Raw genomic sequence first — 14,701 nt, 5'->3', positions numbered from 1 at the left:
GGCGCCCCGCCCGGTCGGTGTCAGCCGATGGCCGACGGGGCGCCCCCGGCGGGGGCGGGCTTCGCGGGGGAGACGACCGCGCCCACGGGAGCCGGGGCGGCGGTGTCCTCGCCGGGCGGGCCGTCGTCCCCGGGCTCCTCCTCCTCTTCGCGGGGGAGGGTGGCCTTGCGCAGGCCGGGGACGGTGACGGCGACGACCACGGCGGCCGCGGCGCACACCACGCCGTTCACGACGGCGGCGCCGGCCGGGCTGAACCACTTGGCCACCAGGGCGACTTCGACGTCTCCGACGATGTCGCCGGTGGTGCCCTGGGAGGTGAGGACGCTGACCGTGCGGCCGCGCAGCCGGTCCGGGGTGTTGTGCTGGACGAGGGCGTACTCGAGGATCTCGTACACCGTGCCGGCGGCGCCGCCCACGGCCAGCATCGCGAAGGCGACGGCGGCGCTGCCGCTGAGGCCGAAGCCGATGACGGCCAGGCCGCCGGTGAACGCGGCGACGAGCAGCAGGCGTCCGGGGCGGGCGGCGCGGGTGATCCAGCCGCTGGTGGCGGAGACGAGGATCGCGCCGACGGCCGGGGCGGTGTAGAGCAGGCCGAGCATGACGTCGCCGCCGCCGAACCGCTTGTCGACCATCTCGGGGAAGAGGACCATCGGCATGTTGAACAGCGCGTTGATCCCGCCGAGGGCGAGCAGGCCGCCGACGACGCGGTTGCGCACGGCGAACCGGAAGGCCGCGAGCGGCGATCCGGAGTCCTCGGCGCCGTCCTCGTCGTCCTCGTCCACGACCGGGGGCAGCGGCCGGAGCCTGAGCAGCAGCAGGGTGGTGACGGCGGTGGTGGCGGCGGTGAGGGCGAAGACCGGCGCGGGGCCGGCCAGGGCGAGCAGCACGCCGCCGAGGAAGGGGGCGGCGACCGAGCCGATCTCGCCGGTGAGGGAGATCAGGGCGCCGGCGGCGGGCAGTTGGTCGGGGCGGACCAGGGTGGGGGCGACGGCCATCAGGGCGGTGACGCTCACCCCGGTGGCGAGTCCGTCCCACGCGACGCACAGGTAGACCGCCCACAGCTGCGGGTCGGGCGTGAAGGCGTTGACCGCGAGGCCGGCGAAGGCGAGGGCGGCGGAGCCGCGGGCCCACAGGATCAGCTTGCGCCGGTCCATGCGGTCGGCCGCCCAGCCGCCCCAGAGGGAGCCCGCCAGGACGGTGACGCTCATGATCATGCTGGAGACGGCGACCCCGAAGGTGGACCCCGTCAGGTCGTAGACCTGCTTGGACAGGGCCACCATGGCCATGCCGAGGCCGAAGAGGGACACGATCCGGGCGATGAAGATCGCCCGGAAGTCCCGGCTGGTCCGCAGCGGGCCGATGTCGACCAGGAGGTCACCGGCTCGCACGGGACGCTCCCGCCGACTGCCCGAGGAGCACGGCCCACTCGCGGAGTGTGGGACGCTCGGCGAGTTCGACGAAGCCGACCTCGGCGCCGTCGGCGCGCCACGTCTCCACCAGGCTCATCAGCCGGATGGAGTCGAGGCCCTGGTCGAGCAGGCTCTCGTCCGGGTCGACCTCCTCGGCCTCGACGTAGAGCACGTCGGCGACGTCGCGCACGAGCCGCTCCAGGGCGAAGGTCTGCTGTCCGGCCGTGTCGGCCATGGGTGGGTCCTCTTCTTCCCGTCCGATGGATCAACATTAGTTAGGTAAGGCTTACCTAACTCACTATCGTGGAGTCAAACGGGTGCCGTGGCGTCACGGCGAACCGTCGAGCCGTCAGTCACCAGAGAGCGAGAAGACGTTGAGCACTGCCCTGCCCCGCCCGGAACTCCCGTCGGTCCCCGCCGCCGTCCGGACCGCCGGGAGCGAGGACGTCGGCGCGGTCCACCGGCTGTCCCGGCCGTTCGTGCGCGAAGGATCCCTGCGGGACCGGACGGTCGCCGAACTCGCCCGCCGCGCGACGGACTTCCTGGTCGTGGAGGCCGGCCGCGCCGGTCCGGTGGGATGCGTGGGGCTCCGCACCCGCACCGACGCGCGGGGGCGGGCGGCGGTCGTGCTCTACAACTTCTGCGTCGCGCCCGGGCATCAGGGGCGGGGCATCGGCTCCGCCCTGCTCGGCGCCGCCCTCGGCGAGGCCGGCGCGCGGGGAGCCGCCCGCGTGTTCACCGCCACCACCGGCAGCGGACTGCTGTTCCTGCGGTACGGGTTCGCCTTCGGCGGCGAGGAGGACGCGCCGCCCGCGTGGCGGGCCTCGCTCGACCCCGCGCGCGGCTCCCGGGTCCTGGTCCGCCCCCTCGGGTGACGCGGCGGACCGGGGGCACCCCCGGCCGGAGGACCGGCCGGGGGTGCGGCGACGTCAGGAACGGGCGGCGAGGCTCGCCGGACGCAGGTCCGTCCAGTGCTCCTCGGTGTACGCGGCGCAGCCCTGCCGGGAGTCCTCGCCGTGCACCACGGTCCAGCCGTCCGGCACCTCGGCGAAGGCCGGCCAGAGCGAGTGCTGGTTCTCGGCGTTGACGAGCACGTAGTAGCGGGCGTCGTCGTCCTCGAAGGGGTTGGTCGCGGTCATGGGTCTCTCCTCGCGCCGGTGCGGCCCCGCGCGCCGCGCCCGGAGGGGTGGGGGCGGGGGGCCGGTGGGTCGGGTCGGTGGGGGCGCCCGGGAACTGGGCGTTTAGGTAAGGCTTACCTAAAATCACCTAGGGGACGGTGGGTGTCAAGTCGCCCCCGGCGGCGGCCCGTCGGGCCGGGACCCGGCCCGGTTCACCCCGTGGAGCGCTCCGCGCACTCCTTGGTCCAGGCCCCCGGAGTGCGCCCGAAGTGCCGCCGGAACGCCACTATGTAGCCGTTCGTGCTCGTGAACCCGACCTTGGCGGCGACCGCGCCCACCTGGTGTCCCCGGCTCAGCAGTTCGAGCGAGTGGTTGAGGCGCACCCGGGTCCGCCACTCGGAGAAGGCGATGCCGGTCTCGGTGCGGAAGGCCCGGCGCAGACTGGTCGAGCTGACGTAGAGGCTCTCGGCCCACTCCGTCGCGGTGCGCTGGTCGTCGGGCCGGCGGAGCAGGGTCCCGGCGACGGCGCGGGCCGCCTCACTGGTCGGCCGGGGCAGCGGAAGCCGGGCGTCCCGGCGGGGCCGGGTGCAGGTCAACGCGGCGAACACCGCCGCGTCGTCGGCCTCCGCACCCGCCCCGCGGGTCCGGGCGAGCAGCTGCCGGCGGACGGCGTCGTCCAGGCGGATCGCGGTGGCCCGGGCGAACGGCAGGCGGTGCGCGGCGGGGTCGAACGGCTCCGCCAGGACGAGGGACTCGGGGTCGAACCGGGCGCTGTGCGGGGTGCCCGCCGGAAGCCACAGGGCCAGGGGCGAGGCGAGCTCGTGCTCGCCGTCCGGCGTGGTGACGGTGATCCGCCCCAGGGGGGCGTACAGGAGCTGGTGGAAGTCGTGCACGTGCGTCGGGTGCCCCGTCGCCGTGATGAGGTCCTCGTCCGCCGTCTTCGTTCCGCTGTCGGCCACGCGGGCCACCCCCTGGGTCCGGGCGCCGGTCGGACCCCGGCCCCTCGCTGTGATCGGTCGGCTCCCGGGTTGGATGCCCGGAGGTTAGGCAAGGGTAACCTAAGTCGCCGCACGAGCCGTGAGAACAAGGACAACAGATGACACAACCGCCCACGTCGGTGGTGAAAGCCCCGGTGCCGGAAGGGAGTCGGGGCGCCCCACGGGCCCGCACCCGGGCCTCCCGGGGCACGGCCGTCGCCGTCTTCGCCGTCGTGGCGGTGGTCGCGGCCCTCGTCGCGGGCATCGGGCTCGGAGCCCGGGACATCTCCCCCCTGGAGGTCGTCCGCATCCTGCTCAACCCCGGGGAGCAGGCGTTCGACACCCACGTCCTGTGGACCGAGCGCATCCCCCGGACCTTCCTCGGCCTCGCGGTGGGCGCGGCACTCGGCGCCTCCGGCCTCGTCATGCAGGCGCTCACCGCCAACCCCCTCGCGGACCCGGGCATCCTCGGCGTCGAACAGGGCGCCTCGATGTTCGTCGTCTTCGGCATCCTGTTCCTCGGCGTCACCGACGCCGGCGGCTACTTCTGGCTCGCGCTCCTCGGCTCGTCCGTGGCCGCCGCCCTCGTCTACCTCATCGGGACCCGCACCGACGCCGGGAGTTCGGCCGTCGGCCTCGTCCTCGCCGGCGTCGCCATGGCCGCCGTCATGTCCTCCCTCATCACCCTCCTCGTCGTCCGCGACAAGGAGGCCTTCGCCCACCTCCGCTTCTGGTCGGTCGGCCAGCTCACCGGCCGCGCCGAGGTACTGAGCCAGGTCATGCCCTTCGTGATCGCGGGCCTGTGCCTCGCCCTGCCGCTGGGCCGCACCCTCAACATCCTCGGCCTCGGCGACGAGACCGCCCGCGCCCTCGGAGTCCGGGTCGAACGCGCCCGCCTCACCGCCGCGGCCGTCGCCGTCCTGCTCTGCGCCGCCGCCACCGCCGCCGTCGGCCCCGTCGCCTTCGTCGGCCTGGTCGCCGCCCACTGCGCCCGGCTCCTCGTCGGCCCCGACCACCGCTGGTCGCTGCCGATCTCCATGGCCGTCGGCGCCGTCCTCCTCACCGGCGCCGACACGGCCGGCCGACTGGTCATCGACCACGGCGAGGTCCAGGTGGGCCTCATGACCGCCGTCGTCGGCACCCCCTTCTTCGTCTGGCTGGCCCGCCGCCGCGACCTGGTGCGGATGTGATGACCGCACTCGACACCCGGCCCCCGCGACCGGACACCCCGACCACGCCCGCCGTCGTCGCGCACCTGCGCTCCGACCGCCGCGCCCGCAACCGCCGCGCCGCCGTGACCGCCACCGTGCTCACCGTCGCGCTCCTCGCCCTCACCACCGCCTCCGTCCTGCTCGGCGGCATCGGCCGGCTCGACCCCGCCGACGTCCTCCCCGCCGCCCTCGGCCTGCGGGACGGCCTCGCCGACTACATGATCTTCCAGCTGCGGATGCCGAGGGCGCTCTCCGCGCTCCTCGCCGGAGCCCTCTTCGGCCTGGCCGGCTCGCTCTACCAGCGGCTGATCCGCAACCCGCTCGCCACCCCCGACATCGTCGGCATCTCCGCCGGAGCCGGCGCCGGAGCCGCGACCGCGCTGCTCTACGCGCCCGCCGCCTTCACCCTCGGCGTCCCGGTCGCCGCCGTCATCGGCTCCTTCGTCCTCGTCGCCGCCGTCCAGGCGCTCAGCTGGCGCGGCGGGGTCGACACGTACCGCCTCGTCCTCGTCGGCATCGGGCTCAGCGCGGTCTGCACCGCCTACACCAACTACCTGTTCACCGTGGCGGACCAGCAGACCATCGCCATCGCCATGCGCTGGACGGTCGGCAGCACCAACGCCGCCGACTGGGACGGCGTCACCACCCTCGCCGTCGGCTTCGGCGCCTGCGCGCTCGCCGCGCTCTTCCTCGCCCGCCCCCTCGCCACCCTCACCCTGGGCGACGACTTCGCCTCCGGCCTCGGCACCCGGGTGACCGCCTCCCGCGTCGGCGTCCTCCTCCTCGGCGCCGCCGCCGCGGCCCTCGCCACCAGCGTCGTCGGCCCCATCGGCTTCGTCTCCCTCATCAGCGGCCCCATCGCCGTACGCCTGGTGGGAACCGAACGCTCCACCCTCCTCGCCCCCCTCGTCGGCGCCGTCGTCGTCATCGGCGCCGACGTCCTCGCCCAGCACGCCCCCCTGATCAGCCCGGTGCCCACCGGTGTCCTCACCGCCCTGCTCGGCGCCCCCTACTTCGTCTGGCTGATCCTTCGACGCAGGCAGGGAGCCTCGTGACACACACCGTGACCCCGCAGACCGAGAGCCCCGAGGCCACCGCGCCCCACCAGCTCGAAGCCCGCGGCATCAGCGCCGGGTACGGCAGGACGCCCGTCATCGAGGACCTGTCCCTGCGGATCGAGAAGGGCCGGATCACCGCCCTCGTCGGCCCCAACGCCTGCGGCAAGTCCACCCTCCTCAAGTCCATCGCCCGACTGCTGCCCCTGGCCGCCGGATCGGTCCTCCTCGAAGGCGCCGACATCCACCGCCTGCCCACCCGCGAGGTGGCCCGCAGGCTCGGCGTCCTGCCGCAGTCCCCGGTCGCTCCCGAGAGCATCGCCGTCGGCGACCTGGTCCGGCGCGGACGCCACCCGCACAGCCGGTTCGGCCGGCGCCGCGACGAGCACGAGGACGCGATCATCGCCGAGGCGCTCCGGGCCACCGGCACCGCCGAACTCGTCGACCGCCCCGTCGACCAGCTCTCCGGCGGCCAGCGGCAGCGCGTGTGGATCGCCCTCGCCCTCGCCCAGGACACCCCGACCCTGCTGCTCGACGAACCCACCACCTACCTGGACGTCGCGCACCAGATCGAGGTGATGGACCTCCTCGCCGACCTCAACGAACAGACGGGCAAGACCATCGTGCTCGTCTCCCACGACCTCAACCAGGCCGCCCTGTACGCCTCGACGATCGTCGCCATGCGCGACGGACGCGTCATCCGGCAGGGCCCGCCCGAAGAGGTCCTCGACGAACGGACCATGGCCGAGGTCTTCGGCCTCACGTGCGTCGTCGTACCCCACCCCTACAACGCCAGGCCGCAGATCTTCCCCCTCGGCCGCCGTCACCACTCGCAGGAGAACTGACCATGAACCGCCTCGCCGGACCGTTCGCACGGCGCTCCACCGCCCGTACCCTGATCGCCGCCGCCGCGTGCGCCGCCCTGCTCGCCGGCTGCGGCGGCAAGGACGACAAGGGCGAGAAGACCGGCGGTGACAAGCCGTCGGCCGGCGCGAGCGCCGCCGAGGCCGCCTTCCCGGTCACGCTCACCAACGCCTGGGGCAAGACGGAGGTCGAGAAGAAGCCGCTCAAGGTCGCCACCGTCTCCGACGGCGACACCGACATCGCCCTCGCCCTCGGCCTCGTCCCGGTCATCACCCCCGACGCCGAGGACGGCGGCCCCGTCCCCGAGTACAAGCAGCGCGCCCTCACCAAGCTCGGCGCCGGCAAGCTCAAGACGTACGACGACACCGACGGCACCGACTACGAGGCCATCGCGGCCGAGGCGCCGGACGTCATCCTCGGCATGAACACCTGGTCGATGGACACCGACTACGCCAAGCTGTCGCCGATCGCCCCGGTCGTCACCTTCACCGACAAGGCGCACTCCGACACCCTCACCTGGCAGGAGCGCCTGAAGACCGCCGCCAAGGCGCTCGGCCTTACCGCCGAGGCCGAGAAGGTCATCGCCGCCAACGAGAAGGCCACCGCCGACGCGGCCGCCGCCCACCCCGAGTTCAAGGGCAAGACGTACACCTACGCGGTCGTCCACCCCGAACAGATCACCTTCATGTCCTACGCCGACCAGGACCCGGGCGTCTTCGAGCAGCTCGGCTTCAAGAAGACGGACAAGGCCAAGAACTACAAGGCCGACAAGAACGCCGTCAGCCTGGAGAACCTGGACGAGCTGGAGGCCGACGTCCTCCTCATGACGTACCCCTTCGGCGACAACGGCCTGCTCGGCGCCAAGGAGCTGGAGAGCAACAAGCTCTTCCAGTCCCTCCAGGTCGTCAAGGGCAAGCACTACGCGGTCATCCCCTCGGAGAACACCCTCTCCTCCGCCGTCGCCTACCCGGACGCCCTCAGCGCCCCCTGGATCGTCGAGAAGCTGACGCTGATCCTCGCCGGGGCCGTCGCCGGCAAGTGACCCCCGCTCCCCGCCGGGGAGCACCTCACCACCCGCCCGGCCCACCGGTCCGTCCCGCGGCGCCCGCCCGGCACCGCGCACGAAGGAGCAGCACCCATGCCCACCCGCAGCCCCCGCTCGGTCGTCACCTTCCCCATCGTGCTGCGCGAGCTGACCGTGCTGCGCGCCGAGAACCTCACCCCCGGGATGCGCCGCCTCACCCTCGGCGGGCCCCAGCTCGACGCCTTCGTCAAGGACGGCCTGGAACTGCCCGCCCTGCGCACCGAGGGCTTCGACGACCACGTGAAGTTCTTCTTCGCCGACGAGACCGGCCGCCTCGTCCTGCCCCGGCAGCAGGTGAGCAGCCTCGACTGGTCCGACGGGCGGCCCGTCGCCAAGGACTACACCCCGGTCAGCCACGACCCCGAGAAGGGCGAGATCGTCTTCGACTTCGTCCGCCACGACGGCGGCGTCGCCTCCACCTGGGCCGAGAACGCCGCCCCGGGCGACAGCGCCTGGATCGCCGGACCCAAGATGTCCCACAGCCACCCCGAGGGCGCCGACTGGATCCTCGTCGTCGGCGACGAGACCGCCCTGCCCGCCATCGGCCGCTGGCTCGCCGAGATGCCCGAGGGCACCGAGGCCCGCGTCTTCATCGAGATCGGCGAGGACAGCCACCGCCAGGAGCTGCCCACCAAGGCCGACGCCGAGATCGTCTGGCTCTCCCGGAACGGCGCCCCGGCCGGTACCACCGACCTCCTGGAGCAGGCCGTCCGCGCCGCCGACTGGCCGCCCGGCACCGTCTTCGCCTGGGTCGCCGGCGAGGCCGTCACCCTCAAGGGCATCCGCCGCCACCTGGCGACCGAGCGCGGAGTGCCGCGCGAGCAGACCCACATCACGGGGTACTGGCGCCGCACCGCGCCCGCCGTCCCCGCCGCGGCCGAGGCACTGCCCGACGCCCCCGCGGTGACGGAGGAGGACGAGGGCGACGCGCACGAGCGCCTCCACGAACTGACCGACCTCGCGCCCCCCTACGCCATCCGCACCGCCGTCACCCTCGGCGTCTTCGACCTGGTCGACCGGGGCGTACGGAACGCCGCCGAGCTGGCCCGCGGCGCCGGGGCCCACCCGGCCACCCTCAGGGCCCTCCTGGACTACCTCGTCGGGATCGAACTGCTCGCCACCGACGGCGAGGGCAACTACAGCCTCACCCCGATCAGCGAGGAGCTGGTCGAGGACGACCACTCGGCGGAGGAGTACCACCTGGAGGGCGCCGAGGCCGCGTTCGACGCCTCCCTCTCCGGTCTGCTGCACACCGTCCGCACCGGGAAGGCCGGCTACCGCACCCTCGCCGGGCGCACCCTGACCGAGGAGATGGCCCGGGAGTCCCGGATCGCCGACACCGCCCGCGCGGCCGTCGAGGACGAGGCCCGCTGGATCGCCCCCGGCGTGCTGCGCGCCCACGACTGGCCGTCCGTCACCGAACTGACCGCCACCGGCCACGGGGTCGCGACCGTCGTGGAGACCCTGGTCAAGGAATTCCCCGAGCTGCGCGCGCGGATCGTCGCCATGCCCTCGGTGCTCCGGGTGCTGCGCGAGGCGATCATCGACGAGGAGCTGCTGCCCCGGATCGACCTGGTCGCCGGCTCCGGCGCCGTACCGGCCGGCACCCGCACCCTGCTGATGTCGCGTCAGCTGGAGTGGCAGGACGACGAGGACGCGGCGCACACCCTCTCCGAGGCCGCCGCCTCGCTCGCGCCGGACGGCACCCTGCTCCTGGTCGAGCAGGTCGCGACCGGCGACCCCGAGGACATGGAGGCGGTCCTGCACCACCTGCGCCTCAAGTGCGCCTTCGGCTCCGGGGTGCGCGACGCCGGGGAGATCGAGGCCCTCGCCGCGCGCGCGGGCCTGACCGTGCGCTCCCGCACCGACGTCGGCTGGGACCACCGCCTGTGGACCCTGGAGCGGGCGACCTCCTAGGAGGTCCGGCGGGTGGCGCCCTTCCGAGGGGGCGCCACCCGCGTCACGCGTCGGACCGGTTCCTGCCGAGGAGCAGGCCGCGCAGCAGGTCGTCGGTCGTGCAGACCACACCGCTGCGCGCGGCCCAGCGCAGGGCCATCTCGTGCTCCTCGGCGGAGTAGTCGGCCACGGCGTCGGCGACGACGAAGGGCTGTATGTCGTTCATGAAGGCGTCGGCGGCGGTCAGCAGCACCCCGAGGTGGGCGTAGACCCCGCAGATGACGAGCTGGTCGCGGCCCTCCTCGCGCAGCAGCCGGCCGAGGTGGCTGCGGAGGAAGGCGTTCTGCCGTGCGTTGGGGAGCAGGTGCTCGCCGGGGCGCGGGGTGAGGGCGTCGATGATCGCGGCGTCCCCGGGGCCGTCGTCGATCGCCGGCCACCGGACGTCGGCGGCGAGCCCGCGCCGCACGGTCGGCTCGGCGCTGAAGACCACGGGCAGGCCGAGGGCCCCGGCCAGTTCGCGCAGCGCCACGATGTTGCCGACGAGGTCCACGACGGGCGGCTGCCGGGCCGGGAAGCGCCCGACGAAGTGGTTCTGCATGTCGTGGACGAGCAGGGCGGCGCGCCCCGGGTCGATGCGCCACGGGGCGTTGGAGCGGGGGAGGGCCGACCGGTCGGGCATGGCGTAGGAGTCGATGGCCGGCAGTCCCATGGCTGTTTCCCTCCCTGCCGCGGCGGCCGCGGGCCGAACGCGCGTAAATCCGGTTAGCTTAGCCTAACCTAACCATTCCTTTTCCGGCGTGGTCGAAAGGAATCCGAACCCCCTCCGGCCCTCGCCTGTTACCCGTGGGTACGCGATGATGGCGGCCAACCAACCACACGGCGGGACTGGGGCAGCGGTGACGACTTTCGACGAACGGACCACGGTGCACGCCTTCCGGGACGACGCCCTGGGCGAGCACGACGCGGTGGGCCTCGCGGCGGCGATCCGGCGGGGCGAGGTGAGCGCCGCCGAGGCGGCCCGGGACGCGGCCGAGCGGGTACGGGCCGTGGAGGGACGGCTCCACGCCGTCCAGGCGCACGCCGAACACCCCGAGCCCGGGCCGGGAACCGGCCTCCTCGCCGGGGTGCCGACCTTCGTCAAGGACAACACCGACTACCGGGGACTGCCCACCGGCCACGGCAGCGCCGCCTTCACGCCGCGCCCCGCCCGCCGCCACGCGGCCTTCACCCGCCAGTTCCTCAGCAGCGGCGTCACCGTCCTCGGCAAGACCAGGCTCCCGGAGTTCGGCTTCAGCCCGTCCACCGAGTACGAGGACGCCGAACCCGTCCGCAACCCCTGGGACACCGGGCACTCGGCGGGCGGCTCCTCGGGCGGCAGCGCGGCCCTCGTGGCCGCCGGAGCGGTGCCGATCGCGCACGCCAACGACGGCGGCGGCTCCATCCGGATCCCGGCCGCCTGCTGCGGACTCGTCGGGCTCAAGCCGAGCCGGGGCCGGGTCGTGCCCAGCGCCCAGGGCCGCCAACTCCCGCTCGACATCGTCTCCGACGGGATCGTCAGCCGCTCCGTGCGCGACTCCGCCGCCTTCCTCGCCGCCGCCGAGCAGCACTGGCGCAACCCGAAGATGCCGCCCCTGGGCCTGGTGGAGGGCCCCTCGGAGCGCCGGCTGCGCGTCGGCTTCCTCCTCGACTCGCCGACCGGCGTCACCTCCGACGCCGCGACCCGGGCCGCCGTCACGGAGACCGCGGCCCGGCTCGAACGGCTCGGCCACACCGTGGAACCGGTGGAGATCGCCGTCGATCCCCGCTTCACCGACGACTTCCTCACCTACTGGGGCTTCCTGTCCTTCCTCCTCGGCACCACGGGCCGCACCCTCGGCGCCGACTTCGACCGCCGCCGCATGGACGGCCTCAGCCGGGGCCTGCGCGCGACCTACCTGGAGAACTGGCGGAGCACCCCCGGCGTCCTGCGGAGGCTGCGGCGCACGAAGGAGGCGTACGCGGCGGCCTTCCGCGGCCTCGACCTCGTCCTCTCCCCGGTGCTCGCCCACCCCGCGCCCCGGCTCGGCCACCTCGCCCCGAGCGTCCCGTATCCGGCGCTGGTCGAACGGATCCTCGCGTACGTCGCGTTCACGCCGATCGACAACGTCGTGGGCACGCCGTCGCTCTCGCTGCCCGTGGGCGCGACGGAGGACGGGCTGCCCGTCGGCGTCATGTTCGCGGGGCGCCCCGGTGCCGAACGGACCCTCCTGGAGCTCGCGTTCGAGCTGGAGGCGGACCGGCCCTTCCGGCGCGTCCAGGACGTGTGACGTCCCAAACGCGCGACGCCCCGCGGGCCCGGGTCACTCCGCCACGGGGAGGCCCGCCGTGCGGGCGGCCTCCGCGAGCACCTCGCGCAGCATCTCCCGCGTCAGCCGGCCGGTGAACACGTTCCGCTGGCTCACGTGGTAGCTGCCGAACACCGTGAGCGGCGGGTCCCCGGGGGAGGCCGGCGCCAGGACCGTCCGCACGCCGTGCCCGAACTTCGGGCGCGGCCGGGGCACCAGCCACCCGGCCTCCGCCAGGGCGGGCAGCGCGGCCTGCCAGCCGAAGCCGCCCAGGACCACGACGGACCGCAGCGTCGGGCGCAGCAGCCGCGCCTCGCGGGCCAGCCAGGGGCGGCAGGCGTCCCGCTCGCCGGGCGTGGGGCGGTTGTCGGGCGGGGCGCAGTGCACCGGCGCCGTCACCCTCACCCCGTACAGTTCGAGCCCGTCGTCGCGGCCCGTGACCGTCTCCCGCGAGGCCAGGCCGAGTTCGTACAGCGTCGCGTACAGCAGGTCGCCGGCCCGGTCCCCGGTGAACATCCGGCCGGTCCGGTTCCCGCCGTGCGCGGCGGGCGCCAGGCCGCTGATCAGCAGCGCGGCGTCCGGCGGCCCGAACCCGGGCACCGGGCGCCCCCAGTACTCCTGGCCCCGGAACGCGGCGCGCCCGGTGCGGGCGGTCTCCTCGCGCCACGCCACCAGGCGCGGGCAGGCCCGGCACCGCACGAGCCGCGCGTCGAGACCGGCGGTGGTGCGCGCCCGGGCGGCGGCCCGTGCGGGATGGTCCTCGGCAGTGCACACGGTCGATCCGCTCCGTCCGGAAGGGGAAGTTCCTCTCCGGACCCCCTACCCGCCGTGCGCCGATGGCCGACGGATTGGCGGATTCTCTTCTTGTGCACGCGGAGGCAACCCCCGTTTCGCCTAACACTTAGGTTAGGCTAACCTACGGCTGTGCGAGCTGGAGAAGAGAGATCCGCGGCCGGCGTCCCCCGCGGCCATGAACTGTCGGCCACGGGCGTCACCGTGGCCTACGAGGACGTCGACGTCGTCCACGACGCGGCGCTGACCCTGCGCCCCGGCGAGGTCACCGTCCTCGTCGGCCCGAACGGCAGCGGGAAGTCGACGCTCCTGCGGACGATCTCGCGGCTCCAGAAGCCCCGGACCGCCACGCTCGTCATCGACGGGCACACCGACGGCCTCGCGCTCTCCCTCCGCGACTTCTCGCGCCACGTCGCCCTCCTCACCCAGGGCCGCCCCACCCCCGGCGGCCTGACCGTGCGGGACGTGGTCGAGTTCGGCCGCTACCCCTACCGGGGCCGCTGGGGCAAGACCGACCCGGACGGCCGCGCCGCCGTGGACCGCGCCCTCGCCCTGACCGGCGTCGCCGGGTTCGCCGACCGGGGCGCCGAGCACCTCTCCGGCGGACAGCTCCAGCGCGTCTGGCTCGCGAGCTGCCTCGCCCAGGAGACCGGCGTCCTCCTCCTCGACGAACCCACCACCTACCTCGACCTGCGCTACCAGGTCGAACTCCTGGACCTCGTCCGCGACCTGGCGGACGACCACGGCATCGCCGTCGGAGCCGTCCTGCACGACCTCGACCAGGCGGCCGCCGTCGCCGACCGGGTCGTGCTCCTCCACTCGGGCCGGGTCGTCGCCGACGGCTCCCCCCGGGACGTCCTGACGGGGGAGCGGCTGACCGACACGTACGGCATCCGCATCGAAGTCGACACCGACCCCCTGACCGGCCGGCTGCGCACCCGCGCCATCGGCCGGCACCACACGCGAAGCGAAAGGCTCACGACCCCCTCATGAGACGCCTCCTCCTCACCGCGGCCGCCGCCACCGCCGCGGCCCTCGCCCTGACCGCCTGCGGCACCACCGAGCCCGCCGCGGACAAGAAGGCGGAGAAGACCGCCGAGAGCATCACCCTCACCGACTCCACCGGCACCGAAGTCGTCCTCGACGGCCCGGCCGAGAAGGTCGTCGGCACCGAGTGGAACGTCGTCGAGAGCCTGATCTCCCTCGGCGTCGACCCCGTCGGCGTCGCGGACGTCAAGGGCTACAAGGCCTGGGACACCGCCGCCCCGCTGAAGAACGACGCCAAGGACATCGGCACCCGCGGCGAGCCGAGCGTGGAGACCGTCGCCGGCCTCGCGCCCGACCTCATCGTCGCCACCAACGACCTGAAGCCGGCCGTCGTGAAGCAGCTGCGCGCGGTGGCGCCCGTCCTGGAGCTCAAGGCCGCCGACGGGACCGACCCGATCGGGCAGATGACGAAGAACCTCGACCTCATCGCGCAGGCCACCGGCACCACCGCCAAGGCCGACCAGCTCAAGAAGGACTTCGACGCCAAGATCGAGGACGGCAAGAAGAAGCTCGCCGCCGCCGGTCTCGCCGGCGCGAAGTACGCCTTCGCCGACGGCTACCTCGTCTCCAACCAGGTCTCCATCCGGCCCTACACCGGCGGCTCGCTCATCGGCGCCGTCAACGAGAGGCTCGGCCTGAAGAACGCCTGGACCGTCCAGGGCGACCCGGCCTACGGCCTCGGCGCCACCGACGTCGAGGGCCTCACCAAGCTCGGCGACGTGCACTTCGCCTACATCGCCAACGAGCAGGACCCGAGCAGCACCCCGTTCACCGGCGTCCTCACCAAGGACAAGGTCTGGACCTCCCTGCCGTTCGTCAAGAAGGGCAACGTCCACCGCCTGCCCGACGGCATCTGGATGTTCGGCGGACCCGCGTCGATGAACCAGTACATCGACTCCGCCGTCACGGAGCTGACGAAGTAAC

At 73.9% G+C, this 14,701-nt stretch carries 15 protein-coding genes; 9 read left to right on the top strand and 6 right to left on the bottom strand.

Annotated elements, in window-relative coordinates:
• Positions 1-20 precede the first annotated feature (20 nt).
• Positions 21-1,388 (bottom strand): enterobactin transporter EntS, encoded by a 1,368-nt coding sequence (gene entS / locus CP977_RS04055; RefSeq protein ID WP_152369630.1) that lies wholly within the window; start codon positions 1,386-1,388, stop codon positions 21-23.
• Positions 1,375-1,644 carry a phosphopantetheine-binding protein gene (locus CP977_RS04050; RefSeq protein WP_109186458.1) on the bottom strand — a complete coding sequence of 90 codons (270 nt, stop codon included), beginning with the start codon at positions 1,642-1,644 and terminating at the stop codon, positions 1,375-1,377. The genes entS and CP977_RS04050 overlap by 14 nt, the downstream gene beginning before the upstream one ends.
• Positions 1,645-1,783: 139 nt before the next feature.
• Between CP977_RS04050 and CP977_RS04045 the strand changes: the two genes are divergently transcribed.
• Entirely contained in the window at positions 1,784-2,284 is a 501-nt protein-coding gene (locus CP977_RS04045) for a GNAT family N-acetyltransferase (RefSeq protein WP_152369629.1), read from the top strand.
• Between the two features lie 54 nt (positions 2,285-2,338).
• On the opposite strand, the gene CP977_RS04040 is transcribed toward CP977_RS04045, so the two are convergent.
• Entirely contained in the window at positions 2,339-2,548 is a 210-nt protein-coding gene (locus tag CP977_RS04040) for an MbtH family protein (RefSeq protein ID WP_053642930.1), read from the bottom strand.
• Between the two features lie 191 nt (positions 2,549-2,739).
• On the bottom strand, positions 2,740-3,486 hold the full coding sequence (locus CP977_RS04035; protein ID WP_229991546.1) for a helix-turn-helix transcriptional regulator: 747 nt from the start codon (positions 3,484-3,486) through the stop codon (positions 2,740-2,742).
• A gap of 137 nt (positions 3,487-3,623) precedes the next feature.
• Between CP977_RS04035 and CP977_RS04030 the strand changes: the two genes are divergently transcribed.
• From CP977_RS04030 to CP977_RS04010, 5 genes are all read left to right on the top strand, one after another.
• Positions 3,624-4,694 carry a FecCD family ABC transporter permease gene (locus CP977_RS04030; RefSeq protein WP_109186456.1) on the top strand — a complete coding sequence of 357 codons (1,071 nt, stop codon included), beginning with the start codon at positions 3,624-3,626 and terminating at the stop codon, positions 4,692-4,694.
• The gene (locus tag CP977_RS04025; protein WP_062757573.1) at positions 4,694-5,770 is read left to right on the top strand and encodes a FecCD family ABC transporter permease; all 1,077 of its coding nucleotides are present in this window, start codon (positions 4,694-4,696) and stop codon (positions 5,768-5,770) included. The genes CP977_RS04030 and CP977_RS04025 overlap by 1 nt, the downstream gene beginning before the upstream one ends.
• Positions 5,767-6,615: an ABC transporter ATP-binding protein gene (locus tag CP977_RS04020; protein WP_280117709.1), complete on the top strand. Its 849-nt coding sequence runs from the start codon at positions 5,767-5,769 to the stop codon at positions 6,613-6,615. The genes CP977_RS04025 and CP977_RS04020 overlap by 4 nt, the downstream gene beginning before the upstream one ends.
• 2 nt (positions 6,616-6,617) lie before the next feature.
• Positions 6,618-7,676 carry an ABC transporter substrate-binding protein gene (locus CP977_RS04015; protein WP_152369627.1) on the top strand — a complete coding sequence of 353 codons (1,059 nt, stop codon included), beginning with the start codon at positions 6,618-6,620 and terminating at the stop codon, positions 7,674-7,676.
• Positions 7,677-7,772: 96 nt separating this feature from the next.
• On the top strand, positions 7,773-9,635 hold the full coding sequence (locus tag CP977_RS04010) for an SIP domain-containing protein (RefSeq protein WP_152369626.1): 1,863 nt from the start codon (positions 7,773-7,775) through the stop codon (positions 9,633-9,635).
• Between the two features lie 43 nt (positions 9,636-9,678).
• Here CP977_RS04010 and CP977_RS04005 read toward each other — a convergent pair whose 3' ends face one another.
• Entirely contained in the window at positions 9,679-10,323 is a 645-nt protein-coding gene (locus CP977_RS04005; RefSeq protein ID WP_062757568.1) for an isochorismatase family protein, read from the bottom strand.
• Between the two features lie 187 nt (positions 10,324-10,510).
• Between CP977_RS04005 and CP977_RS04000 the strand changes: the two genes are divergently transcribed.
• The gene (locus CP977_RS04000) at positions 10,511-11,920 is read left to right on the top strand and encodes an amidase (protein WP_062757566.1); all 1,410 of its coding nucleotides are present in this window, start codon (positions 10,511-10,513) and stop codon (positions 11,918-11,920) included.
• Positions 11,921-11,953: 33 nt separating this feature from the next.
• On the opposite strand, the gene CP977_RS03995 is transcribed toward CP977_RS04000, so the two are convergent.
• Entirely contained in the window at positions 11,954-12,712 is a 759-nt protein-coding gene (locus CP977_RS03995; RefSeq protein WP_109186452.1) for a uracil-DNA glycosylase, read from the bottom strand.
• 150 nt (positions 12,713-12,862) lie between these two features.
• Between CP977_RS03995 and CP977_RS03990 the strand changes: the two genes are divergently transcribed.
• Positions 12,863-13,723 (top strand): ABC transporter ATP-binding protein, encoded by an 861-nt coding sequence (locus tag CP977_RS03990; RefSeq protein ID WP_152369625.1) that lies wholly within the window; start codon positions 12,863-12,865, stop codon positions 13,721-13,723.
• Complete coding sequence (locus tag CP977_RS03985) at positions 13,720-14,700, top strand: iron-siderophore ABC transporter substrate-binding protein (RefSeq protein ID WP_152369624.1); 981 nt, start codon at positions 13,720-13,722, stop codon at positions 14,698-14,700. Before CP977_RS03990 ends, CP977_RS03985 begins: the two co-directional genes overlap by 4 nt.
• The last annotated feature ends 1 nt before the right edge of the window (position 14,701 follow it).

The sequence above is a fragment of the Streptomyces cinereoruber genome (genome assembly GCF_009299385.1).
Classification (GTDB): domain Bacteria; phylum Actinomycetota; class Actinomycetes; order Streptomycetales; family Streptomycetaceae; genus Streptomyces; species Streptomyces bikiniensis.
Note: the sequence above shows the minus strand (reverse complement) of the source record. Positions and strands in the feature narration are given on the sequence as shown.